The sequence below is a fragment of the Bradyrhizobium monzae genome, from assembly GCF_021458635.1.
Taxonomy (GTDB): Bacteria; Pseudomonadota; Alphaproteobacteria; order Rhizobiales; family Xanthobacteraceae; genus Bradyrhizobium.
Map to the genome: position 1 here is coordinate 1,829,598 of NZ_JAIRDQ010000001.1, position 25,750 is coordinate 1,855,347.

A 25,750-nucleotide genomic window follows, 5' to 3' on the forward strand; every position below is an offset into this window, starting at 1 on the left:
CCCTTCCCAAGGCCGGCATCACGCAATGCCGGGCCTTGATTGCATTTGAAGTCTTTCTTGCCGAAGCGAAAGCGCAGTAAAAGGCGCTGGCCGCGATGCGACCGCCCGCTCCCCAGCAGAAGGACAGCCCCCAAAATGCCGTCACCTCAGTCCAAAGTCGCCCTCGTCACCGGCGCCGCACGCGGCATCGGGCTTGCGACGGCCAAGAAGTTCCTTGCCGAGGGCTGGCGGGTGGCGCTGCTCGATATCGAGGGCGAGCTGCTCGGCCGTGCAGTCGCCGGGATCGACCAAAGCGAGGCGACGCTGGCGCTGACCTGCGACGTGTCGGACGCAGCAGCCGTCGGAGCTGCAATGGCCGCGGTCATGAGCCGCTTCGGCCGGCTCGATGCGCTCGTCAACAATGCCGGCGTCGCGGTGTTTGCCCCGGTGCTGGCAACCAGCGATGCCGACTGGAACAGGATCATGGCGGTCAACCTCACCGGCCCGTTCCTCTGCACCAAGGCGGCCGCGCCGCTGATGCGCGAGCAAGGCGGCGGTGCTATCGTCAACATCACCTCGATCTCGGCCGTGCGCGCCTCGACGCTGCGCTCGGCCTACGGCACCAGCAAGGCCGGGCTTGCGCACCTCACCAAGCAGCTCGCGGTCGAGCTCGCCTCGCTCAGCATCCGGGTCAATGCGGTCGCACCAGGACCGGTCGACACCGCGATGGCAAAGCAGGTGCACACCAAGGAGATCCGCGCCGACTATCACGACGCCATCCCGCTCAACCGCTACGGCCTGGAGGAGGAACTCGCAGAAGCGATCTTCTTCCTGTGCTCGGAGCGCGCGAGCTACATCACCGGCCAAATTTTGGCCGTCGATGGCGGCTTCGATGCGGCCGGCATCGGCCTGCCGACGCTGCGCGGCGAACGGCGGAACGGATAAGCACAAATCTCGTAGGGTAGGCAAAGCGCAGCGTGCCCACCATCTGAACGATCGAGGTGACAATGCTGGGCAGGCGCTTACGCACCTTTGCCCACCCTTATCGAGTTTGTGGAGACGCCATGCGACGCCTCGCCCTGTTCGTTCTATCGATGGCTTTGCTCGCCTCCGCACCGGCGCAAGCCGAGATCCGCATCATCCAGAGCCCCGGCGGACAGGTCGGATCGTTTCTCGATCTGTTCGAGAAGGTGCGCGAGAGCGGCGACCGCGTCGTGATCGACGGTCCATGCCTGTCGGCCTGCACGCTGGTGCTCAGCATCGTGCCGGGCGATCGCATCTGCGTCACCAAACGTGCCGTGCTCGGTTTCCACGCCGCGCGTTCGGTCGATCGGCGCGGGCGCTTCTATGCCGAGCCGGAAGCATCCGAAGCCGTGCTGGCAGCCTATCCGGGGCCCGTTCGCGACTGGATCAGCCGACGCGGCGGCCTCACCTCGCGGTTGCTTTTGCTGAAGGGGCGCGACCTCGCCGCGATCTATCCGCGCTGTCGATGACCATTCCACAGCAGGCGACCATGTGACCGCGAGAAATCCTCCGCTGTCCGACGATTAGGCAACTCCCGGCGAATTCGCCACTGACGGAGTGAAATCCGCTCAAGTGCTTCGCAACGCGTGCACAATTTACGCGGTTTCCAGCTTTTCCCCGGCGCCTATGATGGCGCAGGCCAGACCGAGGCCGACCCCGCTCGCGATGGCTGCGGGACCGTCATATCTCGGCATCGGCGGCGGAATATGATGGTTCCACTTTTTCGAGATCAGTCATTTTCAAATGGACGCATATGGAGTCGATCGATTTTCGCTACAGCCTGTCGGATCAGGGACGGATCGTCCTCGGTCCGCTGAGCTCCGAAGAAACCCTCGAATTCGAAGAGCTGTCGCGGCGCGATCGCGAGGGCCTGATCGATTTGACGTCGGAACTGCGGCTGCTCGATCTGTACGTGAAGTACATCGGCTCGGACGCCAAGATCTCGCTCGCACCGTCGGAGTCCACATCTCTGGTGAGCGATCCGCAGGTGAGTGAGACGCCGCGACGACGAAGACCATTGCCGCGACGGCCCTCGCGTCAGCGCGACTTTATTGTTCCCATGATCGTCGTGGTAGGCATGAGCTTCATGCTGATTGCACTGTTCATCAGCTGATGCATGGCGTCATGCGCCGACAACCATACGGAGTGTGAACCGCGTCACACTATGGCCAAGTTGATTTGGCATACAATCGATCGAGCGACACCGATGTCCGCAGGGGATTCATGACCAGCGTCAGCACCGACGGACATGCCGGTTCGCAAGCTCAGTCGTCACTTTTGCGGAAAGCAAGCGATCAGGTCTTCGCCCGGACATTCCTGATCACGAGCGCAGTGGCAACGCTTGCCTGGTTCTACGGGCTCGCACAGGGAGCCGTGACCATCGCGAACTGGCTGTTTCCCTAGTGGAAGACGATCTGCACGACCGGCGCGAGCTTCACACTGGCGCAGATCAGCATTCCCCACAGAGCAAAATTGATTTGTAGCGCCGCTGCCATCGGTCGCTCCCTTCCAAGTCACGTCCACCCTAGTTTGTAGGTATTGTGAAGAAGGTTAGCGATTCCAATGCGAAGTTCACAGCCTAATCTTGCGCCAGTTGTTGTGCGATGCAATTCGCTTCATGTCACAACGTCGCTCGCGCTGTTCTCGCAAAGTGAATCGCGTGCACGAATCTCCTTTCAGCCATGTGGGCGACGTCGTTTTCCCTTAAGTCTCCACTAAGTGTCGCGATGCAAAGTTTTCCACGCGATTCGCGTGGCGTACCGCACGGCAGGTTCGGCATGGCTCGACACATTCTCGTCTTGCTCAGTTTTTGCGCAGCGCTCGCGGGATGCGCAAGCGCGCCGGCGGCGGAGCGTCGTCCGATCGCGTGGGACGGACTCGGTCAGGATCCCAATCGTCCTGCTGTCACAAAACGCCGCCTTCCCAATCACACAGCACCAGAGAGCGATCCCAATGGTGAGCGGCAACGGGTGCTCGCCACGCTGCGTCCCTATTCCGACGCATGGTGGGCTGTCCAGGACGAGATCGAGGCCGAGAACGACAAGCAGCTCGGCTCGAAGCTCGTGATCTGCCGCAGCTGCGTGACGCAGCCACCGCGCGAGGACGTAACCGGATCAATCCGCTGACCATGCGCGTTCCTCTCTCGAGACAATCGAGAGAGGAAGCCGCAGCTCGGGGAATCCGGGCGTTGCGCTCACATTCCTTCGGCGGGGCAATTCACCATCCAGGGAATGCCGAACTTGTCCACGCACATGCCAAAGCCCTTGGCCCAGAACGTCTTGGTGAAAGGCATGGTGACGGTGCCGCCGTCGGCAAGCGCGTTGAACTTGCGCTCGCCCTCCGCGGGATCCGCGACCGTCACCGAGATCGAAAAGCCCTGCGGCTTGTGGAAATGCTCGGGCGGCGTATCGGAAGCCATCAGCACGGCGCCGCCGGGCAGCGACAGCCGCGCATGCATGATCGTCTTCTCGCGGCCGGGCGGCCCGGGAGGCATATCCGACGGCGGAGCGTCCGAGAGACGCATCATGGCGTCGATCTTTCCGCCGAGCACCTTGGCGTAGTAGTTGAACGCCGCTTCACATGTGTCCTGATAGAACAGATAAGCACTGACCATCGTTTCTCTCCTCTTTGCGTCTTGGGGCGGTGGCTGGCGTTACTTCTCCGTGAGCTTCTTAAGGCTGGCGAGGCCGGCCTCGAAGTCCTTGCCGATCATGGTGTCCATGTTGACGAAGACCTGCATCACCTTGGACATCAAGGGCGCCGGACCATACATCGCCCATGTGACCAGTGTGGCATCGCCTTGCGGCACAAAGGTGAACTCGGCGGTGTTGTGGCCTTCGAAGGGCCGCTCGAAATCGAGCTTGATGCGGAGTTTCGACGGCGTGCTGGCCTCGAGGATCTCCATGTGGCCGGCACCGACATTGTTGTTGCCGTCCCAGGCATAGGTCGCCCCCATCCCTTTCGCAGTTCCACCGTAGGTGCGCTTCATGGCGGGGTCGCGCCCCTCATAGGGCGACCAGCTGGTCCAAAAGTGGAAATCGGAGACGAGCGGATAGATCGCCGCGGCCGGCGCCTTCAGCGCGAGCGAACGCTCGACACGGAACGTGTCGGGTTTTGTGAGGGCGAACACGAGGATGCCCGCGATCCCGACCGCGAGTACAATGGCAACAATGGCAATGGCTTTCCGCATGAAGGACTCCCTGGATACGGGATTAAGACGAAGGGAGACGGTGGGACCCGACATGTGACGGAACGATTTTTTTGCCGTCAGTCCACCTTCGCGCCCTGCCGGGCGCCACCACCCTTGGGCTGGCTGTCCCTGATCAGCCTATCAATGTGCATGCGGATGTGGGCGGCCTCGGCCGAGGTGTTGGCCAGCGCGATGGCGCGGTCGAAGGCGATGCGGGCTTCATCGTTGCGGCCAAGCTGCATCAGGAAGGCGCCGCGCACGCCGTAGAAATGGAAGTAGTTGGCGAGTTTCGGCGCCAGCGGCTCGATCAGATCGAGCGCGGCTTGCGGCCCGCGCACCTTGGAGACGGCGACCGCGCGGTTGAGCGTCACCACCGGCGAGGGCTGCACCACTTCGAGTGCACCGTAGAGCAGGTCGATCTGGGTCCAGTCGGTCTCCTCGGGCGTCGACGCCCGCGCATGCAGCGCGGCGATCGCGGCCTGGATCTGGTAGGGACCGCTGCGGCGGTGGCGCATCGCCTTGTCGATCAGCGCCAGCCCCTCCGCGATCATGGTGCGGTTCCACAGCGAGCGATCCTGGTCGTCCAGGAGAATGAGCGAGCCATCTTTGGCGAAGCGCGCGTCGCTGCGCGCGTGCTGCAACAGGATCAGAGCAGTCAGGCCCATGATCTCGGGCTCGCTCTGGAACAGCCGTAGCAACAGCCGCGCCAGCCGGATCGCTTCCTCGCACAGCGGCTTGCGGATCTCGGCGGTGTCGCCGCTCGCCGAATAGCCCTCGTTGAAGATCAGATAGATCATCGCGGCAACGCCGGCGAGCCGACCGGAGCGCTCGATCGCGCCGGGCGTCTCGAACGGCGTTCCGGCCTCGGCGACCTTGGCCTTGGCGCGCGTGATGCGTTGTTCCATCGCCGCGTCCGAGACCAGGAAGGCGCGCGCGATCTGCTTGACGGTCAGGCCTGAGACGATGCGCAGCGCGAGCGCGATCTGCTGTGTCGCCGGCAATTGCGGGTGGCAGCAGATGAACATCAGCCGCAAAATGTCGTCGCGGTAGTGCGAGCCGTCGAGCCGCTCGGCGAGCGCGCCTTCGGCATCATCGAGATCCGAGATCGCCTGATCGTCCTCGGGCAGCGGCTGCTGCTTGCGGGTGCGGCGCACCTCGTCGATCGCGACGTTGCGGCCGACCATGATCAGCCAGGCGGCGGGATCGCGCGGAGGCCCGTTCTGCGGCCAGGTTTTCAGCGCGCGCAGGCAGGCGTTCTGAAACGCCTCCTCGGCCGTATCGAGATCGCGGAAATAGCGCAGCAGCGCGCCGACCGCCTGCGGACGCGCCGAGGTCAGCGCGGTCTCGATCCAGGCGGTATCGGCCTCCCTCACGCCGAAATTCCTCCGGGCCGAAACACGCCGACGGGACGCACCTCATAGGCGCCGCCGGGATTGGCCGAGCCGAGGTCGCGCGCAACGTCCAGCGCCTCGTCGAGATTCTTGCAGTCGACGATGTAGAAGCCGAGCAGTTGCTCCTTGGTCTCGGCATAGGGGCCGTCGAGCACCAGCGGCGGGTCTTCCTTGCGCAAGGTCGCCGCCGCCGTGGTCGGCAGCAGCCGAGCCACCGGCCCGAGCCGCCCCTGCTGTGTGAGCTTATCCTGCACCACGGCGAGCTTCTTCATCACGGCTTCGTCCTGGTCCTTGCTCCAGGAGCCGACGAAGTCCTCGTCGTGATAGCAAAGGATCGCATAAAGCATCGGCAGCACCTTCCCTGAACGCTTGTTTTGAAGACGATCCATTATGCCCCGCCCCGACAGGGCTGCGGAAAGAATTTGCGAGAAAAATCCGGCAGATCATGCCAAGGAGGGCTTTCAAGCGGAACCCGACGAGGCACTTAGAATGACCAAAGGCACACTGGCCGTCCTGATCAACAGCACGCAGCAGAACTGGCTGCCGGAGCGCTGGAAGGCCCGGTTCGACGCGGTCTGCGGCGGCCGCCGCGTGGTGCTGCTGCCGGATGCCGGGCTCGATCCAGCCGAGGTGCACTATGCCGCGGTGTGGAAGCCGGTACCGGGCGACCTCGGCTCCTTTCCGAATCTGCGGGCGATCTTCAATCTCGGCGCCGGCGTCGATGCGCTGATGGCGGACAAGAGCCTGCCCAACGTGCCGCTGGTGCGCGTCGCCGTGCCTGATCTCACCAACCGCATGACCGAATATGTCGTGCTGCACGTGCTGATGCACCACCGCCAGGAGCTCTACCTGCGGGACTCGCAACGCGCAAACCGCTGGGAGCCGCAATATCAGTGGCCGGCGAGCGCGGTCACGGTCGGCGTCATGGGATTGGGCACGCTGGGCGCTGACGCTGCCGACGTGCTGCGCCGGCTCGGCTTCCGCGTCGCCGGCTGGAGCCGCAACCCGCGCGCGATCGCGGGCGTCGAGTGCTTTCACGGTACGGCCGGAATGGATGCGTTCCTGCGCGAGACCGACATCCTGGTGTCGCTGCTGCCGCTGACACCGGATACAAACGGCATTCTCAACCGCGACGTCTTCACACGGCTCAACCGCACGAGCCCGCTCGGCGCGCCGGTGCTGATCAATGCCGGACGCGGCGGCTTGCAGAACGAAGCCGACATCCTGGCTTGCCTTGACGACGGCACGCTCGGTGCAGCCTCGCTCGACGTCTTCGTCCAGGAGCCGCAGCCGAAGGACAGCCGGTTCTGGACCCACCCGAAGGTGGTGCTGACCCCGCACAACGCCGCCGACACGGACGCGGATGCGATCTCGGCCTATGTCGCCGAGCAGATCGCAAGGTTCGAGGCGGGGGGCGCGCTGGAGAATGTAGTGGACCGCGGCAGGGGGTATTAGGCGCGCGATCTGCCCGGAAGAGGCACCTTCGCGCCTCACACTCACCGTCGTCCCCGCGAACGCACAATCCCCACTCCACCCCTCCTCGTTCACCCTCTCTTAGCGAGAAGTTGATAGGCATTGTTAATCAATGCTCAACGAACGGGTCGGTCATGCGCTCTCCCCTCGGCCTCAGGATGCGGATCACGGTTGCGCTGGCGCTGACGGCGGCGGCCACGGCGCTGATTGCCGTGCTCGGGGCCATGTGGATCATCGCGGGCATCATCGACCGCGCCGACCAGCGCGAGCTGCGCAGTCATTATGATGCGCTGCTGTCGCGGATCGCGGAAGAGTCCCATCGCGCTGCCGCCATGAGCGCGGTGGTGGCCGCGATGCCGGCGACGCAAGAGGCGATGGCCAAGCAGGATCGCGAGGCGCTGGTGCGCCTGTTCGGGCCGGTGTTCGCCGCCACCAAATCGGCGTACGGCGTCGAGCAATTCCAATTCCATACGCCGCCTGCGACCTCCTTCCTGCGCGTGCACCAGCCGGCGAAGTTCGGCGACGACCTCTCGAGTTTCCGCAAGACCGTCGTCGACGCCAATCAGGAGCACAAAGTCGTCGTCGGCCTCGAAGGCGGCGTCGCAGGGCTCGGCATCCGCGGCGTGGTGCCGATTGCACAAGCCGGCAAACATCTCGGCTCGGTGGAATTCGGCCTGACCTTCGGGCAGTCCTTCCTCGACGATTTCAGGAACAACCGCCATGTCGACATCGCCTTCCATCTCGCCGATGGCGCGGGCTTCAAGCTGTTCGGCGGCACGCTGAAGGGCAAGAGCTTCTTCGACACCGCGGACTACGGTCGCGCCGCCGGCGGCGGCTTCACCGTGAAGCAGGCCAAGCTCGACGCGACGCCGATCGCCGCGCTGCTCGGGCCGATCAAGGATTTTTCCGGAAAACCGCTCGGCGCCGTCGAACTGGTCATGGACAACGCCGATTACGTGGCCTCCGCCGACCGCGCCTGGATGCTCGCAATTGCCATCGCCGCACTCGGGCTCGTGCTGGCCGCGATCGTCGGCTATCTCATTGCCCGCGGCATCTCGCGGCCGATCCTCTCCATCACCAACGTGATGCGCGAGCTCGCCGACGGCCGGCTCGACGTCGCGGTCCCCCAAAGCAAGGCGAACGACGAAGTCGGCGCGATGGTGAAGGCGGTCGCGGTGTTCCGCGACAACGCCGTCAATTTCAGCAAGCTCCAAGCCGATCAGCACGAGGCCAAGGCACAATCCGAGGCCGAGAAGCGGCGCGCCTTTGCGGCGCTTGCCGACAATTTCGAGGCCAGCATCCGCGACGTCGTCACCACGGTGTCCTCGGCCGCGGTCGAGATGGAACACACCGCGCGCTCGATGTCCGATATCGTCGCGCAGTCGCGCAATCGAACCCGCGCGGTGTCGTCGGCCTCGGCACTGGCTTCGGAGAACGTGCAGACGGTGGCGGCCGCGGCGGAGGAATTATCCTCGTCGATGACCGAGATCAGCCGGCGGTTGGCGCATGCGACCGAGGTGGTGGGGAAGGCCGCCAGCGACGGCCGGCAGTCGAATGAGCGGGTGCAGAGCCTCGCCGATGCCGCGCAAAAAATCGGCGACGTCGTCTCCTTCATCAACGGCATTGCAGGCCAGACCAATCTGCTGGCGCTGAATGCGACAATCGAGGCCGCGCGCGCGGGCGAAGCCGGCCGCGGCTTTGCGGTGGTCGCCTCCGAAGTCAAGGCGCTCGCGACCCAGACCGCGAAGGCGACGGAAGAAATCGGCGCGCAGGTGACGGCCGTCCAGGGCGAAACCACCGGCGCCGTCGAAGGTATCCAGTCGATCTGCGCGACGATCCAGCAGGTCGACGAGATCTCCGCCGCGATCGCGGCCGCCGTCGGCCAGCAGGGCACGGCGACGCAGGAGATCGCGCAAAACGTCCAGCAGGCCGCCGCGCGCACCGGCGAGGTCTCGCAGAACATCGCAGGCGTCACTGACGGCATCGCCGCCACGGGCACCGCCGCGGAAGAGGTGCTGGTCTCGGCGATCGAGCTGTCAAAGCAGTCGCAGCGCTTGCGCGACGAGGTGGATCGTTTCCTCGCGCAGATTCGTGCGGCGTAGGTGGGCGGCGGCTAAGGCTTAGCCCCCACCATCACGTCAATCGCCCCCTTCACGATTGCCTCCAGCTCCTTGCGCGAGACGCGCGCGCGAGAGCGGATGGCGATGGTGTGGATCGTGGCGGAGGCGAGTTGCGCCAGCGCGGCCGGATCGGCGCTCGCGGGTAGCTCGCCGTTCTCCTTGGCGCGGCGGAAGCAATTCGCGAAGGCCTTGTCGAGCTCGGTCAGCCCCTCCAGCGCCATGGCGCGAATCTCGGGATCGCCGACCGCTTCGGACGCCGCCGTCACCACCGTGAAGCAGCCGCGCGGGCCGGTCTCGCCGGAGAGATAGATGTTCAGCGCCGCAGCATAGATCCGCGCGAGCCGCTGGCGCACCGGCATCTCCTGGCGAAAGATCTCGACCATCGATGCGCGCGCGTCCTCGCGGTAGCGCTGATAGCTCTTGATGTAGAGCTCGCGCTTGTCGCCGAAGGCGCTGTAAAGGCTCGGCCGGTTCATGCCGGTGGCCTCGCTGAGATCGTCGAGCGACGTCGCTGCAAAACCCTGCTTGCGAAACAGATCGAGTGCCTTGCCGAGCGCGATTTCGGGCTCATACGCGCGCGGCCGTCCGCGGCGCTTCGGTTCGCTGCGGCGCTCGGGTTCCGTGGCAGCAGATGGCGGTTTTGATTTTTGTACCATATCGCAAATTAATCCTTGACCCACCCCATATTATGCAAGTCAGTACAAAAATCAACCTGGCCAGGTTGAGCGACACTCACAAAGAGAATTGCCCAAGGAGGCCCACGATGGATCTTTATTTCTCCCCGCTCGCCTGCTCCATGGCGACGCGCGTCGCGCTCTATGAGGCCGGCGCCGAGGCGAACTATCTCGAAGTCGATCCGCCGACCAAGAAAGTGCTCAACGACGGCTCCGACTTCCGCACCGTCAATCCGATCGGCCTGGTACCGACGCTGCGCACCGACGAGGGCGTGGTGCTGACCGAGAACGCCGCGATCCTGCAATACGTCGCCGACCGTTTTCCGCAATCCGGCCTCGGCGCCACGCCGGGCATCGATCGCACACGGCTGCATCAATGGCTCTGCTTCATCGGCACCGAGTTGCACAAGGGCCTGTTCGTGCCCGTGCTCGACCGCAAGGCGCCGCAGGAGGTCAAGGCCTACGTACTGGAGAAGAACCTGTCGCGACTCGACTATCTCGACAACTACCTGAAGGGGCGCGAGTTCCTGCTCGACCATTTCAGCGTGACCGACGCCTATCTCGTCACGGTCATCAACTGGACCATGGCGACGCCGCCGATCGAGCTCGCGAAATGGCCGAACGTGAAGGCCTATTACGAGCGCCTGCGGCAGCGGCCTTCGATTGCGAAGGCGGTCGCGGAGGAGTTCGAACTGTACAAGGCCGAGCAGGCGCGGAAGAAGGCGGCGGCGTAGCGACATCGAAATAACCCGCCGTCCCGACCGGGACGGCGGTAGCTACCTCGGCGCTTGCAGCACGATCCCATAGCGGCCGTATATCCGATCGATCGTACCGTCGTTGCGAAGCCGTTCCAGCGCCCGGTCGATGGCTTCGCGAAACGCATCATCCGGGCGGAGCATGCCGACAGCGACGTTCCAATTGAGATCGGCCTCGCCTTCGTCGCGGTCCAGGATCCGGAGCGCCTTGTCCGGATGCGTCAGATTGAAATAGCTCGCCGCGGTCGGTGTGACCGCGGCGGCGTCGATCTCATGGCTTGACACGGCATCGAGGCTGTCGGTCTCGAAACCGAATGTCGATGTCGGGACACGCCGTTGACCGATGATCATGGCCGCGACGGATCCGACCTGCACTCCCACTTTGGTCGACCCGTTGAGGCTCTTGAACGAGGTCAGCGCGCTGGATGAGGGCACCGCGAGCGCAACGCCCGTGCGATAATACGGCTTCGATATCTTCAGGCGAGTTTCGCCCTGCGCTTCGCGGTCGGCGATGACGTCGAGCACGATGTCGCAGCCCGCACTGCGCATCTGGTACTGAGTGATGATCCAATCGGGCCTGAGCGAAACGCCCAGCTCGCGCGCGAACGCGTTGCCCAACTCGATCTGAAATCCCGGAGGGTCACCAGCCTTGCTGGCGAAGGGCAACGAGTTGGGGTGGGCGCATAGTCCGAGCACACCGGAGTCGCGAATCGCATCGAGGGAGCGGGCCTGCGCCACACCGTCCAGTCCCAGCAGTGCGACGACCACGAAGGGGAGACAGGTCTTCATGAGATATCCAGTGTGGATCGGTGCTTTTTTGCCGACTTAGCCTTCACTTGGCTTCAGAGCGCGAATGTATTTGATGATCTCGTCGATCTGCGCATCGTTGAACACGGCGCCGAAGGCAGGCATGGCGCCTTCCTTGCCGTTCTTGATGCGAATGCGAAGGAAGTCGTCGTCTCGCTTGGTGTCCATGAGCTGCGGCCCCTTGCCGGCCGCACGACCGCCGGCGGAGTGACACCAGCCACAGGTCGTCGCGAACAACTGTCCGACATCGAGCTGCTCACTATCCGGCGCGGGCGGAGAAGGCTGCTGCGCGCGAGACGGCCAGACTGAAATCGTGAGAAACGCGGCAAGTATCGACGTCGACAACGTCGTGATGTTCCGAGCCAATCGCATACGGGCTAAACCTACCTCTCGGGAATCCAATGCGCCAAGGCTCATCAGTTGCGCCTTGATGGGAGGAAGCGGCGTCACGCCGCCCCCTCCCGGCGTCACGAGGGCCTATTTCAGACTGTAGACGACGAGCGCGCCGTCGTCGCGCGGCATGCTCTTGTAGACACCGCCGAAAGTCGGCGCGTAGTCGTCCGAAGCCATGCCGCCGAAGCCGGCAACGACCGCGATGTACTGCTTGCCATTGACGGCATAGCTGATGATGCCGCCTTGATGGCCGGTGCCGTCGCCGTGGCTCCAGAGCTCGGCACCGGAATCGGCATCGTAGGCGTGAACCGTGCCTCGCGAATCCGGCACGAACACCAGATTGCCTCCGGTCGACATTACGCTTCCGAGCGGTGGCTCAGGGAAACGCACTTCCCACTTCTTGGCGCCGGTGATGGGGTCGCGCGCGTCGAGATGCCCATAGATCTCACCGCCGGGCGGTGGCGCGATCTTGAAGTCGGCGCCAATGTTGAGTTGAGCCTGAGGAGCAACGATCGGAGTCGTCTTCTGAACTTCGAGCGTCATGCACCATTCCTGGCCGAGCTTGTAATAGAGCCCGGTCTTCGGGTTGTACGAACCCGAGTTCCAGCTCACCCCACCGGAAATGTGCGGGCACAACGGCTCGGAAACCTTGCCGGCGGGGAAGTCGCGACGGCCGATCAGCTCACCAGTCTTGGGATCGATGTCTTTGACGAAATTGCTGTTCTGCGTGATCCGCCAGACGTTCTTGATGCCGAGGTTGCGGTCGTAGACGAAGATGTATCCGCTCTTGTTCGGATGGACGACGTACTTCTGGCCGTCGCGATCGAGCATCACGAATTCGCCGACCGCGCTGTCGAAGTCCCAGGCGTCGTGAGGCAGTTCCTGGTGATAGGATTTCAGCTTTCCGGTATCGACATCGAGCGCGATCACCGAGGTGGTATAGAGATTATCTCCCGGACGCGCGCCCTGCGTCTTGTAATCGGCTCCCGACCAGTCGTAGAGCGGCGCCGGGTTGGCGGTGCCCCACAGGATGGTGTTGTTCTCGGCATCGAAGGTACCCGGCATCCAGCCGCCGCCGCCGCCAGTGCGCCAGGAGTCATTACCCCAGGTCTTCATGGCGTCGTCGGTGCTGGCAACCGTCAGGAATTCCCATTTCTTCTTGCCCGTGGCGGCATCAACACCGAAGATCGGGCCTCGGCCCGGCCATTCGCCGCCCTGTGAGCCGATCACCACCGTACCCTTGGCGTAAAGCGGTGCTCCTGTGAAACCAACGGTCAGTTTCTGGGAATCAATCAGCTTGGTGTCCCACATGACCTTTCCGCTCTTCATGTCGAGCGCGATGAGACGGCCATCCATTGTCCCCACATAGACCTTTCCCTCGCCGAGGGCGACGCCGCGATTGTAGGGCGAATGAGTCTGCCGCGCGACCAGGGCTTCATCCAGCTCGGGAAAGTAGGACCAGATCACCTCGCCGGTAGCACCGTTCAGCGCAAAAGTGCGGCTATAGGAGCCGGTGTAGTAGAGCACGCCATCGGCCGCGAGCGGCATCGATTGCAGCCCGCGGGTCGAACGTCCGGGGATGTGGATCCAGGCCACACCCAGATTGCTCACATTGCCGGTGTTGATCTGTGAGAGAGGGCTGTAGTGATACGACTTGTACGAACCGTGATAGGTGAGCCAATCGTTCTGACCGGCGGACTCGATCCGGGCAGTATCCACGGCTTGAGCCCACGCCGCCGACGCCGCAAGTGTCGCGGCAACGAGAACAGGTAAGCCCGGGTTAAGCCACTGCTTCCTCATGTGCACTTCCTCCCGCTTTGTGTTTGATCATTGCGTCTTGTAAGCGCCGCTGCGAGGGGTGTTTGCAGTACACGTCGACTGTTCTCCGTCCGACATAAGTTGCCAACGGATGTCCCCCCTCTTTCGGCGCATATCGCCAAAGGAGCTACGTTCACTGGAATGGTTGCTATTGCACTTCTGCTAGCGTGCATAGCGTACGCCGGATCACACGGAGTGCAACGACGGAATGCGCGCACGGCGCGGATTTGACGCGCCGGCGCGGAATTAAAACGGCAGCGGCGCTGACCGTTTCGTCTCAATGGCGGTAGTGCAATTCCGCCACGATCGTAGCGATGCAGGACCAGATCGTCAGCGCTTCACTCGGCGCCCATAGATCGTCAAGGCATTGTCCGAAGACACCAATCCGCTCTCGATGTCGTCGCGCACGCTCTCCAGCACACGTTCGCGGGGATCACCGATCCCTGCGCCGCCCGGCGTCATCACCACGAGCCGGTCGTCCGGCGGAATGGTCTGAAAGCCCTTGCCACGCATCTTCTGGCCGGACTTCAGGCCGACATAGCCGGCCTCGCCGTTCTGGCCGCCATCGCGTCCGCGCGGCGGATGGTCGATGCGATCGAATGCCGCGAGGATGTCGAAAGGCGCATCGATGCCGGTGCCGACCTCGATGATCTGGCCGAGGCCACCGCGGGTACGCCCTGCTCCGCCGGAATCCGGACGCAGCTCCTTGCGCCAGAAGATCAACGGCGTCTGCGTCTCGGCGATCTCGACCGGCGTGCCGCGCACGCCGCTGGGATAGGCGGTCGCGGACAGGCCATCCTTGCCGAAGCGCGCGCCGGTGCCGCCGTTGCTGGTCACCGCCATCGAGAACCCGTAATTGCCGCCGACGCCCGAGCGGGTCTGGCCGCGGACGTTGAGATTCCACAGGCACGAGGTGCCTTCCGCGGGCACGCGCTCGGGAATGATCTGGCGCAGGCAACCGAACACGACGTCGGGCAGCATCTGGCCGACGATGTGGCGCGACGCCACGGGCGCCGGCTTCGGTGCGTTGAGGATGACGCCCGACGGCGCCGACACCGTCAGCGGCGAAAGCGAGCCGGCATTGTTCGGGATCTGCGAGGCGACGACGCAGCCGAGACCGAACACGGTATAGGCCGTGGTGTAGGACAACGGCACGTTGATGCCGAACTTCGAAGCCGCAGAGGTGCCGTCGAAATCGACATGGATGCCCTCATCCGAGATCGTCAGCGTCGCCGCCAACGTCACCGGGGCGTCATAGCCGTCGACCACCATGCTATTGCGCCAAATCCCCTTCGGCAACTTGGCGATCTCGGCGAGCACGGCCTCGCGCGAGCGGTCGCAAATGTAGTCGCCGAGCGCATCAAGCGTGTCGATCTCGAACTCGGTCATCATCTCGACCAGGCGCTCGCAGCCGACGTCGTTGCAGCCGGCGAGCGAATAGGTGTCGCCCTCGGTGTCGATCGGGAGCCGCGTGTTGGTGCGGATCATCGCCATCAGCGTCTCGTTGACGACGCCCTGGTCGATCAGCTTCAGCATGGGAATGTAGAGCCCCTCCATGAACACGTCGGTCGCGTCGGGACCGAAGCCGATGCCGCCGATGTCCATGAGATGGCTGGTGCACGAGAACAGCGCGACGATCTTGCCGTCCTTGAAGCAGGGCGTCGTGACGACGAAGTCGTTGAGATGGCCGGTGCCCATCCAGGGATCGTTGGTGATGTAGGCGTCGCCCTGCTTCATCGTTTGCAGCGGGAAGTGGTTGATGAAGTGCTTGACCGATTCCGCCATCGAGTTGACGTGGCCGGGCGTGCCCGTCACCGCCTGCGCCAGCATCCGCCCCTTGAGGTCGAACACGCCGGCGGAGAGGTCGCCGCATTCGCGCACGATCGGGCTGAACGCCGTGCGGAGCAGCACCTGCGCTTGCTCTTCGACCACGGCGATCAGCCGGTGCCACATGATCTGGAGGTCGATCAGGCTCGCGCCCTTTGCCTTGCTCATGATCAGGCCGCCTTTCGTTCCATGACGATGCTGCCGGCACCGTCGATATGGGCGTCAAAACTGTTCGAGACGAAGGTGGACGTTTCGTCCTCGGCGATCACGGCAGGACCCGCAATCGTCGCGCCCGGCGCCATGTCCTCGCGGCGATAGAGCGGGATCTCGATCACCTCGCCTGCGCGGCCATCGAAGAATTTACGGCTGCCCGACGCTTTGCCCGCGGGCTTGCGCGTGACGGCCGCGACCGTGGGCGGATTCCGCGCCTCGGTGGTCGCAAGCACCGACCAGCTCAGCACCTCGATCGCGGCGCCCGGGATCGGACGCTCGAACATCGCCGAGTAGTCCGCCTCGAATTTCTGGCGCAGACCGGCGAGATCGGCTGATGTCAGCGGCCGGTTCGGCAGCTCGACAGTGATCTCGTGGCCCTGGCCGACATAGCGCATGAACGCCGCGCGGCGTTCGCGCACCGGCGCACCGGCCGCACCGGGCTCGACCAGCGCGCGTGCTTCGGTCACCATCTCCTGAAGCAGGTCGGAGACAGCGCCTGTATCGAAATCGTCGAGCCGGACGTGGCGGCTGCGCACGAGCTCATAGGCGATCGGCGCTGCGAGGAAGCCAACGGCCGAGCCGACACCGGCATTCGACGGCACGATCACCCTGGAAACGCCGATCTTCTCGGCGACACGCGCGGCGTGGAGCGGCGCTGCGCCGCCGAAGGCGATCAGCGTATGCTGGCCGACGATCTCGCCGCGCTCGACGGCATGCACGCGCGCGGCGCTCGCCATGTTCTCGCAGACGACCTCGTGCACGGCATAAGCCGCGGTTTCCGCCGAAAGGCCGAGTGCTTCGCCGACATCGCGCAGCAGCGCTTGTTTGGAAAGCTCTGGATCGAGCTTGATCGTGCCTGCCGCAAACGTATCAGGGTCGATCATGCCGAGCGCGACGTCCGCATCGGTCACGGCCGGGCGCTGGCCGCCGCGGCCGTAGCAGGCGGGTCCGGGCTCAGACGAGGCGCTCTCGGGGCCGACAGTCACACGCTTCATCGCATCGACATGGGCGATCGAGCCGCCGCCGGCGCCAATCTCGACCATCTCGATCACGGGGATGCGGACCGGCAGGCCGGAGCCTTTCAGGAAGCGCGCTGCGCGGTCGACCTCGAACACGCGCGAGGTCTCGGGCTGGTATCTCTCGATCAGACAGATCTTTGCGGTGGTGCCGCCCATGTCGAAGGAGAGCACCTTGCTCTCGCCAAGACGCGCCGCGATCTGCGCCGCGAAGATGGCACCGCCGGCGGGGCCGGATTCGACCAGACGCACGGGAAAGCGCCGCGCCGTCTCGATCGAAGTGACGCCGCCGCCGGAGGTGACGAGATAGATGGCGCCGCGATACTGCTCGACCTGCAAGGCATCGGACATGCGGGCGAGATAGCCATCGATCAGCGGCTGCACATAGGCGTTGGCGACCGCCGTCGAGGTGCGCTCGTATTCGCGGATCTCGGGGCACACCGCGGAGGACACCGTCACGGAGATGCCGGGCATCTCCTCACCGAGGATCGCGGCGGCGCGGCGCTCATGCTCGGGATTGGCGTAGGAATGCAGGAACGCGATCGCGACGCTCTCGACCTTCAGCTCACGCAATCTCGGCGCGAGCGCGCGCACGGCGGCTTCGTCCAGCGGGAGGCGAACGGCGCCGTGGGCGTCGATGCGCTCGGGCACGGTGAAGCGCAAGCTGCGCGGCGCCAGCGGCTTCGGCTTGTCGATGGAAAGGTCATACTGGTCATAACGGCTCTCGGTGCCGATATCGAGCACGTCGCGAAAGCCGTCGGTCGCGATCAGTGCCGTCTTGGCGCCGCGCCGCTCGATGATGGCGTTGGTCGCGAGAGTCGTGCCGTGGATGAACACGTCGATGTCGCTGATATGCGCGCGCGCATCGGTGAGGATGAGCCGCATGCCGTCCAGCACCGCCTGCTCGGGCCGCTGCGGCGTCGTCAGCACCTTGCGCGTCTTGCGCACCTCGCCCACGTCCAGCACGATATCCGTGAACGTGCCACCGATATCGACGGCAAGCCGCACTTCGGCTCCCTCAAGCATTCCTGAACACTCCGTGATGATCGTGAAACTGGGGGTCAAACCCGCAGCAATTTTCATACCAGCGACAGTGCAAATGGTGAAGCCATCCGCCCCCTCCGCGTGGCACCTATGCGATAGGAGAGTGCCGCGAAGTCCGTCCGATCAGAGCAAAAATGCCAGCGCCGCCTCGCAGCGCTCCTCGACCTTGAGCGTCAGGAGATCGTCGGCACGGGTGCGTCCGAGATTGATCGCGGCGATCGGAATCTGCCGATCTGCGGCAGTCTTCACGAAGCGGAAGCCGGAATAGACCATCAGTGACGACCCGACGATCAGCATCGCATCGGCCTGCGCCAGATGGTCCTGCGCGGTCGCGACCACGTCGCGCGGGACGTTCTCGCCGAAGAACACGACGTCGGGCTTGAGGATGCCGCCGCAGGCTTCGCAAGCAGGCACCTTGAACGACGAGAAATCCGCATGCTCCAAATCGGCGTCGCCATCAGGCGCGTCCGCCGCATCGAGCGTCAGCCATTCCGCGTTGGCGCGGCCAAGCGCGTCCTGGAATTCATTGCGCGGCGTCTTGGCGCCGCAACCCATGCAGCGGACCAGGTCGAGCCGTCCGTGCAAATCGATCACCTGCCGGTGGCCGGCGGATTGATGCAGCCGGTCGACATTCTGGGTCAGCAGCATCTCGCAGCGCCCATTGGCCTCGAGCCGCGCGAGCGCATGATGCGCATTGTTCGGGCGAGCCTGGCCGAACCGCCGCCAGCCGATCAGGCTGCGCGCCCAGTAGCGCCGGCGCGTGTGCTCTTCGGACATGAAGGCCTGGAAGTTGACCGGCTGGGTCCGCTTCCAGTTGCCTTGACCGTCGCGGTAGTCGGGAATGCCCGAATTGGTGCTGCAGCCGGCGCCGGTCAGCACGAACAGGCGTTCGTTCCGGCCGATAAAGTCTTCAAGCGGATGATCTGCCATGGCGCAGATGTAGTCCGCGCCACCAGGTTTTGCCAGATCACCCGCGCTCCGGGCAGCGATCCGTCCATCATTGCGTTGCGGACCCTGCCGGCTGTTTTCGAAGGCCCACCCGGCTTCGGCGGCGCAGCCTGCTTCTGCGACATGGTGGTCTTGCTCGCGGGCGCAGCAGGCGCCACCGGCGCGGATTGGCCGAGCGACAACGACACACCGAACACGCGCCATAGTCCTTCGACCGGTGCAAACGCGACGCGTCGCGGCTTCGATCGGAGCTAGCTCGCCCAGTTATCGCGAAACTCCGGGAATAGCGTCAGGCCGCCGCAGGCGTAGATGGTCTGTCCGGTGATGTAGCTGGCATCATCCGAGGCGAGGAAGGCGAACACGGCGGCGATCTCTTCCGGCGTACCGACACGCCCAAGCGGGATATGGCTCGCGACGTTGGCGCGCTTCTCGGCATCGCCGGTCCAGGCCGCATTGATCGGCGTGTCGATCGCGCCGGGACCGACCGCATTGACGCGGATGCCGCGGTCGGCAAATTCCAGTGCCAGCGTGCGGGTCAGATTGGCCATGCCGCCCTTGCTGATCGAATAGGCGAGATAGCCCGGCTTCGGAACGATCTGGTGGACGCTGGAGCAGTTGATGATGCTGCCGCCTCCGCCGCGCGCGACGAAATGCGCCAGCGCCTTCTGCGCGCAGAGCACGGCGCCGTTGAGATTGACGTCGATGATACGGCGATAGGTTTCGATGTCGAGCGCCTCGCTCGGCGATTCCCGCTGGAAGCCGGCATTGTTGACGAGACAGTCGAGGCGCTTCCAGCGCGCCAGCACCATCTCGAACATCGCAGCCACCTCTTGCTCGTTGCTGACGTCGGCCTTGACGATGACATGGTCGAGCTTGCCGTGGCCGCGATCGCCCGATCCCGTCCTTGCGAGCGCAAGCGTCTCCTCCGCCTTCTCGGGATGATCGACATAATTGATGGCGACGGTCGCTCCTTCCTGGGCGAGCCTGACAGCAACGGCGCGGCCGATGCCCTGGGAGGCACCGGTCACCAGCGCATATCGGCCGGCGAGGCGTGAGGGAAAGGTGGTTGAGAGATCGGTCTGTGGCATAAGCTTTCTCCGGGATGCATCATCATGGACGGAACCAGCGTTTTGTTCCATCCATCAGCGCATCCCTGGGATTCATTCCGCGCGGCGCGCGATCGGAGAGGTCAGGATCTGGTAGAGAATAATGGCGCCGAAGGTGGCGGTGCCGATTCCGCCGATCGTGAACGCACCGAATCTGAGCGTGAGATCGCCGGCGCCCGCGGTCAGCGCCACGGCGACGGTGATCAGGTTCGCCGGGTTCGCGAAATCGACCTTGTTCTCGACCCAGATCCGGCCCGCCATCGCCGCGATCAATCCGAACAGCACGATCGAGAGGCCGCCGATGACGGGGCCGGGGATCGACAGGATCAGCGCGCCGAATTTCGGCGAGAAGCCGAGCAGCAGCGACACCGTCGCAGCGAAGGCGAACAGCAGGGTCGAATAGACCTTCGTCGCCGCCATGACGCCGATGTTCTCGGCATAGGTGGTGACACCTGTGCCGCCGCCGCAGGCGGCCACGATCGTCGCGAGGCTGTCGGCGAACAGCGCGCGGCCGAGATAGCCATCGAGGCTCCGGCCCGTCATGGCGCCGACCGCCTTGATGTGACCGAGGTTCTCGGCGACGAGAATGACCGCAACCGGTGCGATCAGGACAATCGCGTCCGCATGGAAGGTCGGCGTCGTAAAGTTCGGCAGGCCGAACCACGGCGCGGCCGAGAGCTGCGTGAAGTCGATCGGCTTGCCGAAGTCGAGGCCGTTCGCAAACAGCAGGTACAACAGATATCCACCAATCGCGCCGAGGATGATGGGCAGGCGGCGCCACAGGCCCGGGGCAGCCACGGCAACCACGCCGATGATCAGGACCGTCGCGAGCCCGATCCAGGTTTCAAACGCATTGGCGCTCACCGCCTTGACCGCCACGGGTGCGAGGTTGAGGCCGATCGCGGCGACCACGGCGCCGGTGACGGCCGGCGGCATCAGCCGCTCGACCCAACCGATCCCCGACCACATCACGATCAGGGCGATCACACCGTACAGCACCCCGGCTCCGACGATGCCGCCGAGTGCAACGGAGATGTTTGGGTTTGGCCCCTGCCCGGCATAGCCTGTCGCGGCGATGACGACGGCGATGAACGCGAAGCTCGAGCCGAGATAGCTCGGCACCCGCCCGGCGACGATGACGAAGAAGATCAGCGTGCCGATGCCGGAGAACAGGACCGCAACGTTGGGATCGAACCCCATCAGCAGCGGTGCGATGATCGTCGACCCCGACATTGCAACGCAATGCTGGAGACCGGAGACGATGGTCTGGCCCCACGGCAGCCGCTCCTCAGGCATGATCACGCCCGAGGTCTTCAGCTTCCAACGCGGAAAATAACTATGCGCCTGCTCGTCCGAGCCCGTTGCGTTCGACATATTTCCCCCATTGCGGTGCAGCGATTGATCTTCGTGCGATCCGACAAAAATGTGATTGTTGCTTATGCGGCGAACATCACATGATGTAAATCATGCAAGATCAATGCGTTCCGGGGCAAGTCATATGACACAAGTCGCGATCCAGCCAGCCGTCCACCGCCGGCATCAGCCCTGGTACAAGATCCTCTACGTCCAGGTGCTGATCGCGATCGCGCTCGGGGTGCTGATCGGCTATTTCTATCCAGACCTCGGCAAGGCGCTGAAGCCGCTCGGCGACGGCTTCATCGCGCTGATCAAGATGATGATCGCACCGGTGATCTTCTGCACCGTGGTGCACGGCATCTCCTCGATGGGCGACCTCAAGCGCGTCGGCCGGGTCGGGCTGAAGTCGCTGATCTATTTCGAGACGGTCTCGACCGTCGCGCTCGCCGTCGGCCTGCTGGTCGGCGAAGTGCTCCAGCCCGGGCACGGCTTCAACATCGATCCCGCCACCATCGATCCGAAGTCGGTCGCGACCTACGTCACCAAGGCCAAGGAAGAGGGTATCGTCGCCCATCTGATGGCGATCATCCCCGACAGTTATGTCGGCGCGATCGCGCGGGGTGACCTCTTGCAGGTGCTGCTGATCTCGATCCTCTCCGGCTTCGCCATCGCCCTTCTCGGCAAGGCCGGCGAGCCGATTGCGGGGGCGGTCGACAAGGCCGCAAAGATGTTCTTCGGCATCATTCGCCTCATCGTTCGCGTCGCGCCGATCGGCGCCTTCGGCGCGATGGCGTTCACCGTCGGCGCCTACGGCCTCGGTTCGCTGCTTAACCTCATAGCGTTGATCGGAACCTTCTATCTCACCAGCATCCTGTTCGTGCTGATCGTGCTCGGCTCGATCGCCCGGCTCGCGGGCTTCTCGATCCTGCGCTTCATCGCCTACATCAAGGACGAACTCTTGATCGTGCTCGGCACCTCGTCGTCGGAGACGGTGCTGCCGCAGATGATCCAGAAGATGGAGCATCTCGGCGCCTCGCGCTCGGTGGTCGGCCTCGTCATCCCGACCGGCTACAGCTTCAACCTCGACGGCACCAACATCTATATGACGCTGGCGACGCTGTTCCTCGCGCAGGCGACCAACACGCATCTGACCATCTGGCAGGAGCTCGGCATTCTGGGCATCGCCATGATCACCTCGAAGGGCGCCTCCGGCGTGACCGGCGCCGGCTTCATCACGCTCGCCGCGACGCTCTCGATCGTGCCCGACATTCCGATCCAGTCGATCGCAATCCTGGTCGGCATCGACAAGTTCATGAGCGAATGCCGCGCGCTGACCAATTTGATCGGCAACGGCGTCGCCTGCGTCGTGATCAGCATCTCGGAAGGAGAGCTCGATCGCGAGGCGCTGCACGAGACCATGGCGCATCCGCTGGAGATGGGCGAAGCGCTGGAACCTGGCGGCAGCGCGTAACGCGCCGCTCGACGGCACGAGTGTCCGGTTCCGTTGCGGTAGTTTCCCGGAGTGGTCAATTGGTGCAGCACGCGTCACAACAACGGCGTTGGGATCACCGATTGATACTCATTCATTCCACCCGACGCGCTGGGGGCAGAGCGTCGGGTTTTTGAAAGATTGCAGCAGTATCTGCGGGGCGGGATCAGATGATCCCGCCATTGGCGCGCAGCACCTGCCCATTGATCCAGCCGCCATCGGGGCCCACGAGGAACGAGACCGCGGCAGCGACATCCGTGGGCTGGCCGAGCCGTTCCAACGGCGCGAGCTTCGCGAGGTGGTCGATCACCTCCGGCGTCTTGCCATCCAGAAACAGCTTCGTTGCAGTCGGCCCGGGCGCCACCGCATTCACAGTGATGTTGCGGCCACGCAACTCCTTGGCCAGCACATGGGTCAGAGCCTCGACCGCCGCCTTCGTCGCAGCATAGACGCCGTAGGTCGGAGACAAGAGGCCGGCCTGGCTCGACGACAGATTGACGATGCGACCGCCGTTGCGCAGCCGGCGCGCCGCCTCGCGCAGCGTGTTGAAGGTACCCTTCAGGTTGATCGCGATCTGGCTGTCGAAGACGGCATCATCGGTGTCGGCAAGAGCCGCGAGCCGCATGACACCGGCATTGTTGACCAGCACGTCGACGCCGCCGAACGCGCTCTCCGCCGCGTCGAACATCCGCGCCACGGCGGCGGGGTCGCTGACGTCGGCCTGCGCGGTGATGGCCCGGCCGCCGGCCTGCGCGATCTTGCCGGCCAGCGCCTCCGCTTCAGCTGCGCTGCCGGCATAATTAATGACAACGGCAAAGCCGTCGCCGGCGATCCGTTCGGCGATCGCAGTCCCAATGCCGCGCGACCCCCCGGTGACAATCGCGACCTTTTTGTTTGCGTTGGACATTTGCCTTCTCCGTGGTTCCCGACCGCTGCCTGCGGCTGACGTGGAGGATTTGCGCCTTTTCCGGCGAAAGATAATCGGCCAGCGGCCGGTATCATTGTTCTGCCCGACCGAACAATCACCCCGAGGCGGCGAGATCGACGCGGCGCGTGACCCCGATAGCCCTTAGGAACGCCTCGTCATGGCTGACGACGAGCAGCGCGCCGTCATAGGCGTGCAAGCCGGCTTCCACGGCTTCGATCGAGTCGATGTCCAGATGATTGGTCGGCTCGTCCAGGATCAGCAGTGACGGTGGGGTCGATCCGCCAAGTACGCAGGCGAGCCCCGCACGAAACAGCTGCCCACCGCTCAGGCTGCCGACGATCTGCAGGGCCGCATCGGCGCGAAACATGAAGCGCGCCAGCGCGGCATGGCATTCGTTGGCGCCCGCCCTCGGATTGAGGCGCCCGAAATTGTCCAGGATCGAGATCGCGGGATCGAGCAGGCTGACCTTCTGGTCGAACTGCGCGAAGTCCGGCCTGACCCGCACGGTGCCCAAGAGAGGGCGCAATTCGCCCGCGATGAGCTTCAGCAGCGTCGTCTTGCCGGAGCCGTTGGGTCCGACAATCGCGATCCGCTCCGGGCCGACGATCGAGAGCGACAGATCACGCAGGATCGGCCGCTCCGGCTGATAACCCGCACTGACGCGATCGAGCCAAACCACCTCCCTCCCCGCCGGCAGCTGCGTCGAGGACAGCTTGACGGACAGCGGCTGGAGGATCTCGATGCGCCGGCGCGCGGTTTCGAGCGCATCAAGCGCCTCCGCGCGCCGCCGCTCGGTGATCTGCGCAGTCTTGCCGCCGCTGTCCTCGCTGCGATCCCGTCGCGCACCAGCAAGAATACGCGGCATGTCGCCCTTGGCGCGCGTCTTCTTGCCGCCGCTGTCCTTGCGCGCCTTGCGTTCGGCCGCCTCCTGCGCCTTGCCGTCGATCTCGGACAGATGTTTCTCGGCATGCGCGAGGTCGTGCCTGACCGCCGCGAGCTCGACGGACTTCTGCGCGCGGTAGCTGCTCCAATTGCCGCCATAGCGCGTCGCGCCGAGCGAGGTCAGCTCGACGATGGCGTCCATCGTCTCGAGCAGGGCCCGGTCATGGCTGACGACGATCGCGCCGCCGCGCCATGCGGCCAGGAGATCGATCACGGCACGGCGCCCGTCCCGATCGAGATTGTTGGTGGGCTCATCCAGCAGGAAGTCCGGCTCGGCGAAGAGCAGCGCGGCGAGACGGGCGCGCGTGACCTGCCCGCCCGACAAGCGATCCAATTCCGTGTCGGGCGCGACATCAAACCCAACGCGGGCCAGGGCGGATGCGATCCGCGTCTCGAGAGTCCAGTCGGCATCGGCGACATCCTCGGCCGAGGCATCGCCGCGCTCGGCACGGCGCAGCAGGTCCAGGGCATCGCGCGCGCCGAAGAGGTCAACGACCGTCGCGCCCGCGCGGATCTGAGCGTCCTGGCGCAGGAGCCCGACGCTGCCGTTGGCGATCACGCGCCCCGACTGCGGCACGTGCTCGCCCGTTATCGCGGCGAGCAGAGTTGTCTTGCCGACACCATTGCGGCCGACGAGACCGGCTCGCTCGGAGCCGAAGGTCAGATCGATGTTGGAGAGAAGCGAGCGGCCGTCAGGCGTGGACAGCGAAAGGCGCGACAGGATGATTGAAGCAGGCATGGAATTCCCCGTGAGCAAAGCGGATCGGCGTTGCGGTCGGGGTAAAAATCCATGGCTTCGAATATCCTTGTTGAGGAGCTCTCTAATTAGTCCCATCGCGGCGCGAGATCAAGCTTGAGGGGATGACAACGCGCCGGGCACAGTCATCCCCCAGCGGGATCAGCCCTTGAGCGCACTGACCACCACCTCGATCAACGCACCGCCACCGAGATCGGCGACGCCGACAGTGGCGCGGGTTGGCAGATCGTCGCCGAAGAACTCGGTCCAGGCCGCGTCCATCTCCTTCTTCTTGGAAAGATCGGTAACGAAGATCGAGGCGCTGACGATTCGGCCCTTGTCGGTGCCGGCTTCCTTCAGATAGCCGGCAATCTTGCCGAGGATGTTGCGGGTCTGGTCGCCCATCGAGACCGAGGTGTCGTCGGCAATCGTGCCGCCGACGAAGACGAAGCCGTTGGCTTCGACGGCGCGGTGCATGATGGGCGTGCGGATGCTGCGGATGATGCTCATGATGTCGTCCTC

At 64.5% G+C, this 25,750-nt stretch carries 25 protein-coding genes; 9 read left to right on the forward strand and 16 right to left on the reverse strand.

Translation table 11 applies throughout. From position 1 onward, the window contains the following. The first annotated feature begins 135 nt into the window (after positions 1–135). The 5 genes from K3F49_RS08910 (at position 136) to K3F49_RS08930 (ending at position 3,128) form a co-directional block, all read left to right on the forward strand. A complete protein-coding gene (locus K3F49_RS08910; protein ID WP_234680490.1) occupies positions 136–924 on the forward strand; it encodes an SDR family NAD(P)-dependent oxidoreductase in 789 nt (262 codons plus the stop codon). Positions 925–1,043: 119 nt separating this feature from the next. Further along, the gene (locus tag K3F49_RS08915) at positions 1,044–1,472 is read left to right on the forward strand and encodes a S49 family peptidase domain-containing protein (RefSeq protein WP_234680491.1); all 429 of its coding nucleotides are present in this window, start codon (positions 1,044–1,046) and stop codon (positions 1,470–1,472) included. Positions 1,473–1,756: 284 nt separating this feature from the next. Beyond that, positions 1,757–2,116, forward strand: a complete 360-nt coding sequence (locus tag K3F49_RS08920; RefSeq protein ID WP_234680492.1) for a hypothetical protein — start codon at positions 1,757–1,759, stop codon at positions 2,114–2,116. Between the two features lie 110 nt (positions 2,117–2,226). Continuing rightward, the gene (locus K3F49_RS08925; RefSeq protein WP_234680493.1) at positions 2,227–2,406 is read left to right on the forward strand and encodes a hypothetical protein; all 180 of its coding nucleotides are present in this window, start codon (positions 2,227–2,229) and stop codon (positions 2,404–2,406) included. Between the two features lie 374 nt (positions 2,407–2,780). Further along, positions 2,781–3,128, forward strand: a complete 348-nt coding sequence (locus K3F49_RS08930) for a hypothetical protein (protein ID WP_234680494.1) — start codon at positions 2,781–2,783, stop codon at positions 3,126–3,128. A gap of 68 nt (positions 3,129–3,196) precedes the next feature. Here K3F49_RS08930 and K3F49_RS08935 read toward each other — a convergent pair whose 3' ends face one another. The 4 genes from K3F49_RS08935 to K3F49_RS08950 all read right to left on the reverse strand — a co-directional run bounded on the left by K3F49_RS08935 (position 3,197) and on the right by K3F49_RS08950 (position 5,930). Continuing rightward, positions 3,197–3,616: a VOC family protein gene (locus tag K3F49_RS08935; protein WP_234680495.1), complete on the reverse strand. Its 420-nt coding sequence runs from the start codon at positions 3,614–3,616 to the stop codon at positions 3,197–3,199. Between the two features lie 39 nt (positions 3,617–3,655). Then, complete coding sequence (locus K3F49_RS08940; RefSeq protein WP_234680496.1) at positions 3,656–4,192, reverse strand: SRPBCC family protein; 537 nt, start codon at positions 4,190–4,192, stop codon at positions 3,656–3,658. Positions 4,193–4,269: 77 nt separating this feature from the next. Then, entirely contained in the window at positions 4,270–5,565 is a 1,296-nt protein-coding gene (locus K3F49_RS08945; RefSeq protein WP_234680497.1) for an RNA polymerase sigma factor, read from the reverse strand. Next, positions 5,562–5,930, reverse strand: coding sequence for a YciI family protein (locus K3F49_RS08950; RefSeq protein ID WP_234680602.1), 369 nt, complete (start codon positions 5,928–5,930; stop codon positions 5,562–5,564). The genes K3F49_RS08945 and K3F49_RS08950 overlap by 4 nt, the downstream gene beginning before the upstream one ends. A 142-nt stretch (positions 5,931–6,072) precedes the next feature. Here K3F49_RS08950 and K3F49_RS08955 point away from each other — a divergent pair, with 142 nt between their 5' ends. Both K3F49_RS08955 and K3F49_RS08960 read left to right on the forward strand, forming a co-directional pair. Beyond that, on the forward strand, positions 6,073–7,038 hold the full coding sequence (locus K3F49_RS08955; RefSeq protein ID WP_234680498.1) for a 2-hydroxyacid dehydrogenase: 966 nt from the start codon (positions 6,073–6,075) through the stop codon (positions 7,036–7,038). 152 nt (positions 7,039–7,190) lie between these two features. Then, on the forward strand, positions 7,191–9,158 hold the full coding sequence (locus K3F49_RS08960; protein ID WP_234680499.1) for a methyl-accepting chemotaxis protein: 1,968 nt from the start codon (positions 7,191–7,193) through the stop codon (positions 9,156–9,158). Positions 9,159–9,169: 11 nt separating this feature from the next. Here K3F49_RS08960 and K3F49_RS08965 read toward each other — a convergent pair whose 3' ends face one another. Further along, positions 9,170–9,832 (reverse strand): TetR/AcrR family transcriptional regulator, encoded by a 663-nt coding sequence (locus tag K3F49_RS08965; protein WP_234680500.1) that lies wholly within the window; start codon positions 9,830–9,832, stop codon positions 9,170–9,172. A gap of 107 nt (positions 9,833–9,939) precedes the next feature. Here K3F49_RS08965 and K3F49_RS08970 point away from each other — a divergent pair, with 107 nt between their 5' ends. Then, on the forward strand, positions 9,940–10,584 hold the full coding sequence (locus K3F49_RS08970) for a glutathione binding-like protein (RefSeq protein WP_234680501.1): 645 nt from the start codon (positions 9,940–9,942) through the stop codon (positions 10,582–10,584). A gap of 42 nt (positions 10,585–10,626) precedes the next feature. Here the strand turns inward: K3F49_RS08970 and K3F49_RS08975 are convergent, their stop codons facing one another. The 8 genes from K3F49_RS08975 to K3F49_RS09010 form a co-directional block, all read right to left on the reverse strand. Beyond that, positions 10,627–11,394: a substrate-binding periplasmic protein gene (locus tag K3F49_RS08975; RefSeq protein ID WP_234680502.1), complete on the reverse strand. Its 768-nt coding sequence runs from the start codon at positions 11,392–11,394 to the stop codon at positions 10,627–10,629. Positions 11,395–11,430: 36 nt separating this feature from the next. After that, entirely contained in the window at positions 11,431–11,862 is a 432-nt protein-coding gene (locus K3F49_RS08980) for a c-type cytochrome (RefSeq protein ID WP_234680503.1), read from the reverse strand. A 27-nt stretch (positions 11,863–11,889) separates the two neighbouring features. Beyond that, complete coding sequence (locus K3F49_RS08985; RefSeq protein WP_234680504.1) at positions 11,890–13,605, reverse strand: pyrroloquinoline quinone-dependent dehydrogenase; 1,716 nt, start codon at positions 13,603–13,605, stop codon at positions 11,890–11,892. Positions 13,606–13,953: 348 nt separating this feature from the next. Further along, entirely contained in the window at positions 13,954–15,618 is a 1,665-nt protein-coding gene (locus K3F49_RS08990) for a hydantoinase B/oxoprolinase family protein (protein WP_234680505.1), read from the reverse strand. Between the two features lie 2 nt (positions 15,619–15,620). Then, the gene (locus K3F49_RS08995) at positions 15,621–17,705 is read right to left on the reverse strand and encodes a hydantoinase/oxoprolinase family protein (protein ID WP_234680506.1); all 2,085 of its coding nucleotides are present in this window, start codon (positions 17,703–17,705) and stop codon (positions 15,621–15,623) included. A gap of 141 nt (positions 17,706–17,846) precedes the next feature. Then, positions 17,847–18,653 carry an NAD-dependent protein deacetylase gene (locus tag K3F49_RS09000; protein WP_234680507.1) on the reverse strand — a complete coding sequence of 269 codons (807 nt, stop codon included), beginning with the start codon at positions 18,651–18,653 and terminating at the stop codon, positions 17,847–17,849. 269 nt (positions 18,654–18,922) lie between these two features. Beyond that, positions 18,923–19,759, reverse strand: coding sequence for an SDR family oxidoreductase (locus K3F49_RS09005; RefSeq protein WP_234680508.1), 837 nt, complete (start codon positions 19,757–19,759; stop codon positions 18,923–18,925). A gap of 72 nt (positions 19,760–19,831) precedes the next feature. Next, positions 19,832–21,151: a solute carrier family 23 protein gene (locus K3F49_RS09010; RefSeq protein WP_234680509.1), complete on the reverse strand. Its 1,320-nt coding sequence runs from the start codon at positions 21,149–21,151 to the stop codon at positions 19,832–19,834. Positions 21,152–21,275: 124 nt separating this feature from the next. On the opposite strand from K3F49_RS09010, the gene K3F49_RS09015 reads away from it, so the two are divergent. Then, positions 21,276–22,604, forward strand: coding sequence for a dicarboxylate/amino acid:cation symporter (locus K3F49_RS09015; RefSeq protein ID WP_234680510.1), 1,329 nt, complete (start codon positions 21,276–21,278; stop codon positions 22,602–22,604). Positions 22,605–22,788: 184 nt separating this feature from the next. Here the strand turns inward: K3F49_RS09015 and K3F49_RS09020 are convergent, their stop codons facing one another. The 3 genes from K3F49_RS09020 to K3F49_RS09030 form a co-directional block, all read right to left on the reverse strand. After that, positions 22,789–23,529, reverse strand: coding sequence for an SDR family oxidoreductase (locus K3F49_RS09020; protein ID WP_234680511.1), 741 nt, complete (start codon positions 23,527–23,529; stop codon positions 22,789–22,791). Positions 23,530–23,644: 115 nt separating this feature from the next. Continuing rightward, a complete protein-coding gene (locus K3F49_RS09025) occupies positions 23,645–25,231 on the reverse strand; it encodes an ABC-F family ATP-binding cassette domain-containing protein (protein ID WP_234680512.1) in 1,587 nt (528 codons plus the stop codon). Between the two features lie 159 nt (positions 25,232–25,390). Continuing rightward, on the reverse strand, positions 25,391–25,738 hold the full coding sequence (locus K3F49_RS09030; RefSeq protein WP_234680513.1) for a RidA family protein: 348 nt from the start codon (positions 25,736–25,738) through the stop codon (positions 25,391–25,393). Positions 25,739–25,750 lie beyond the last annotated feature (12 nt).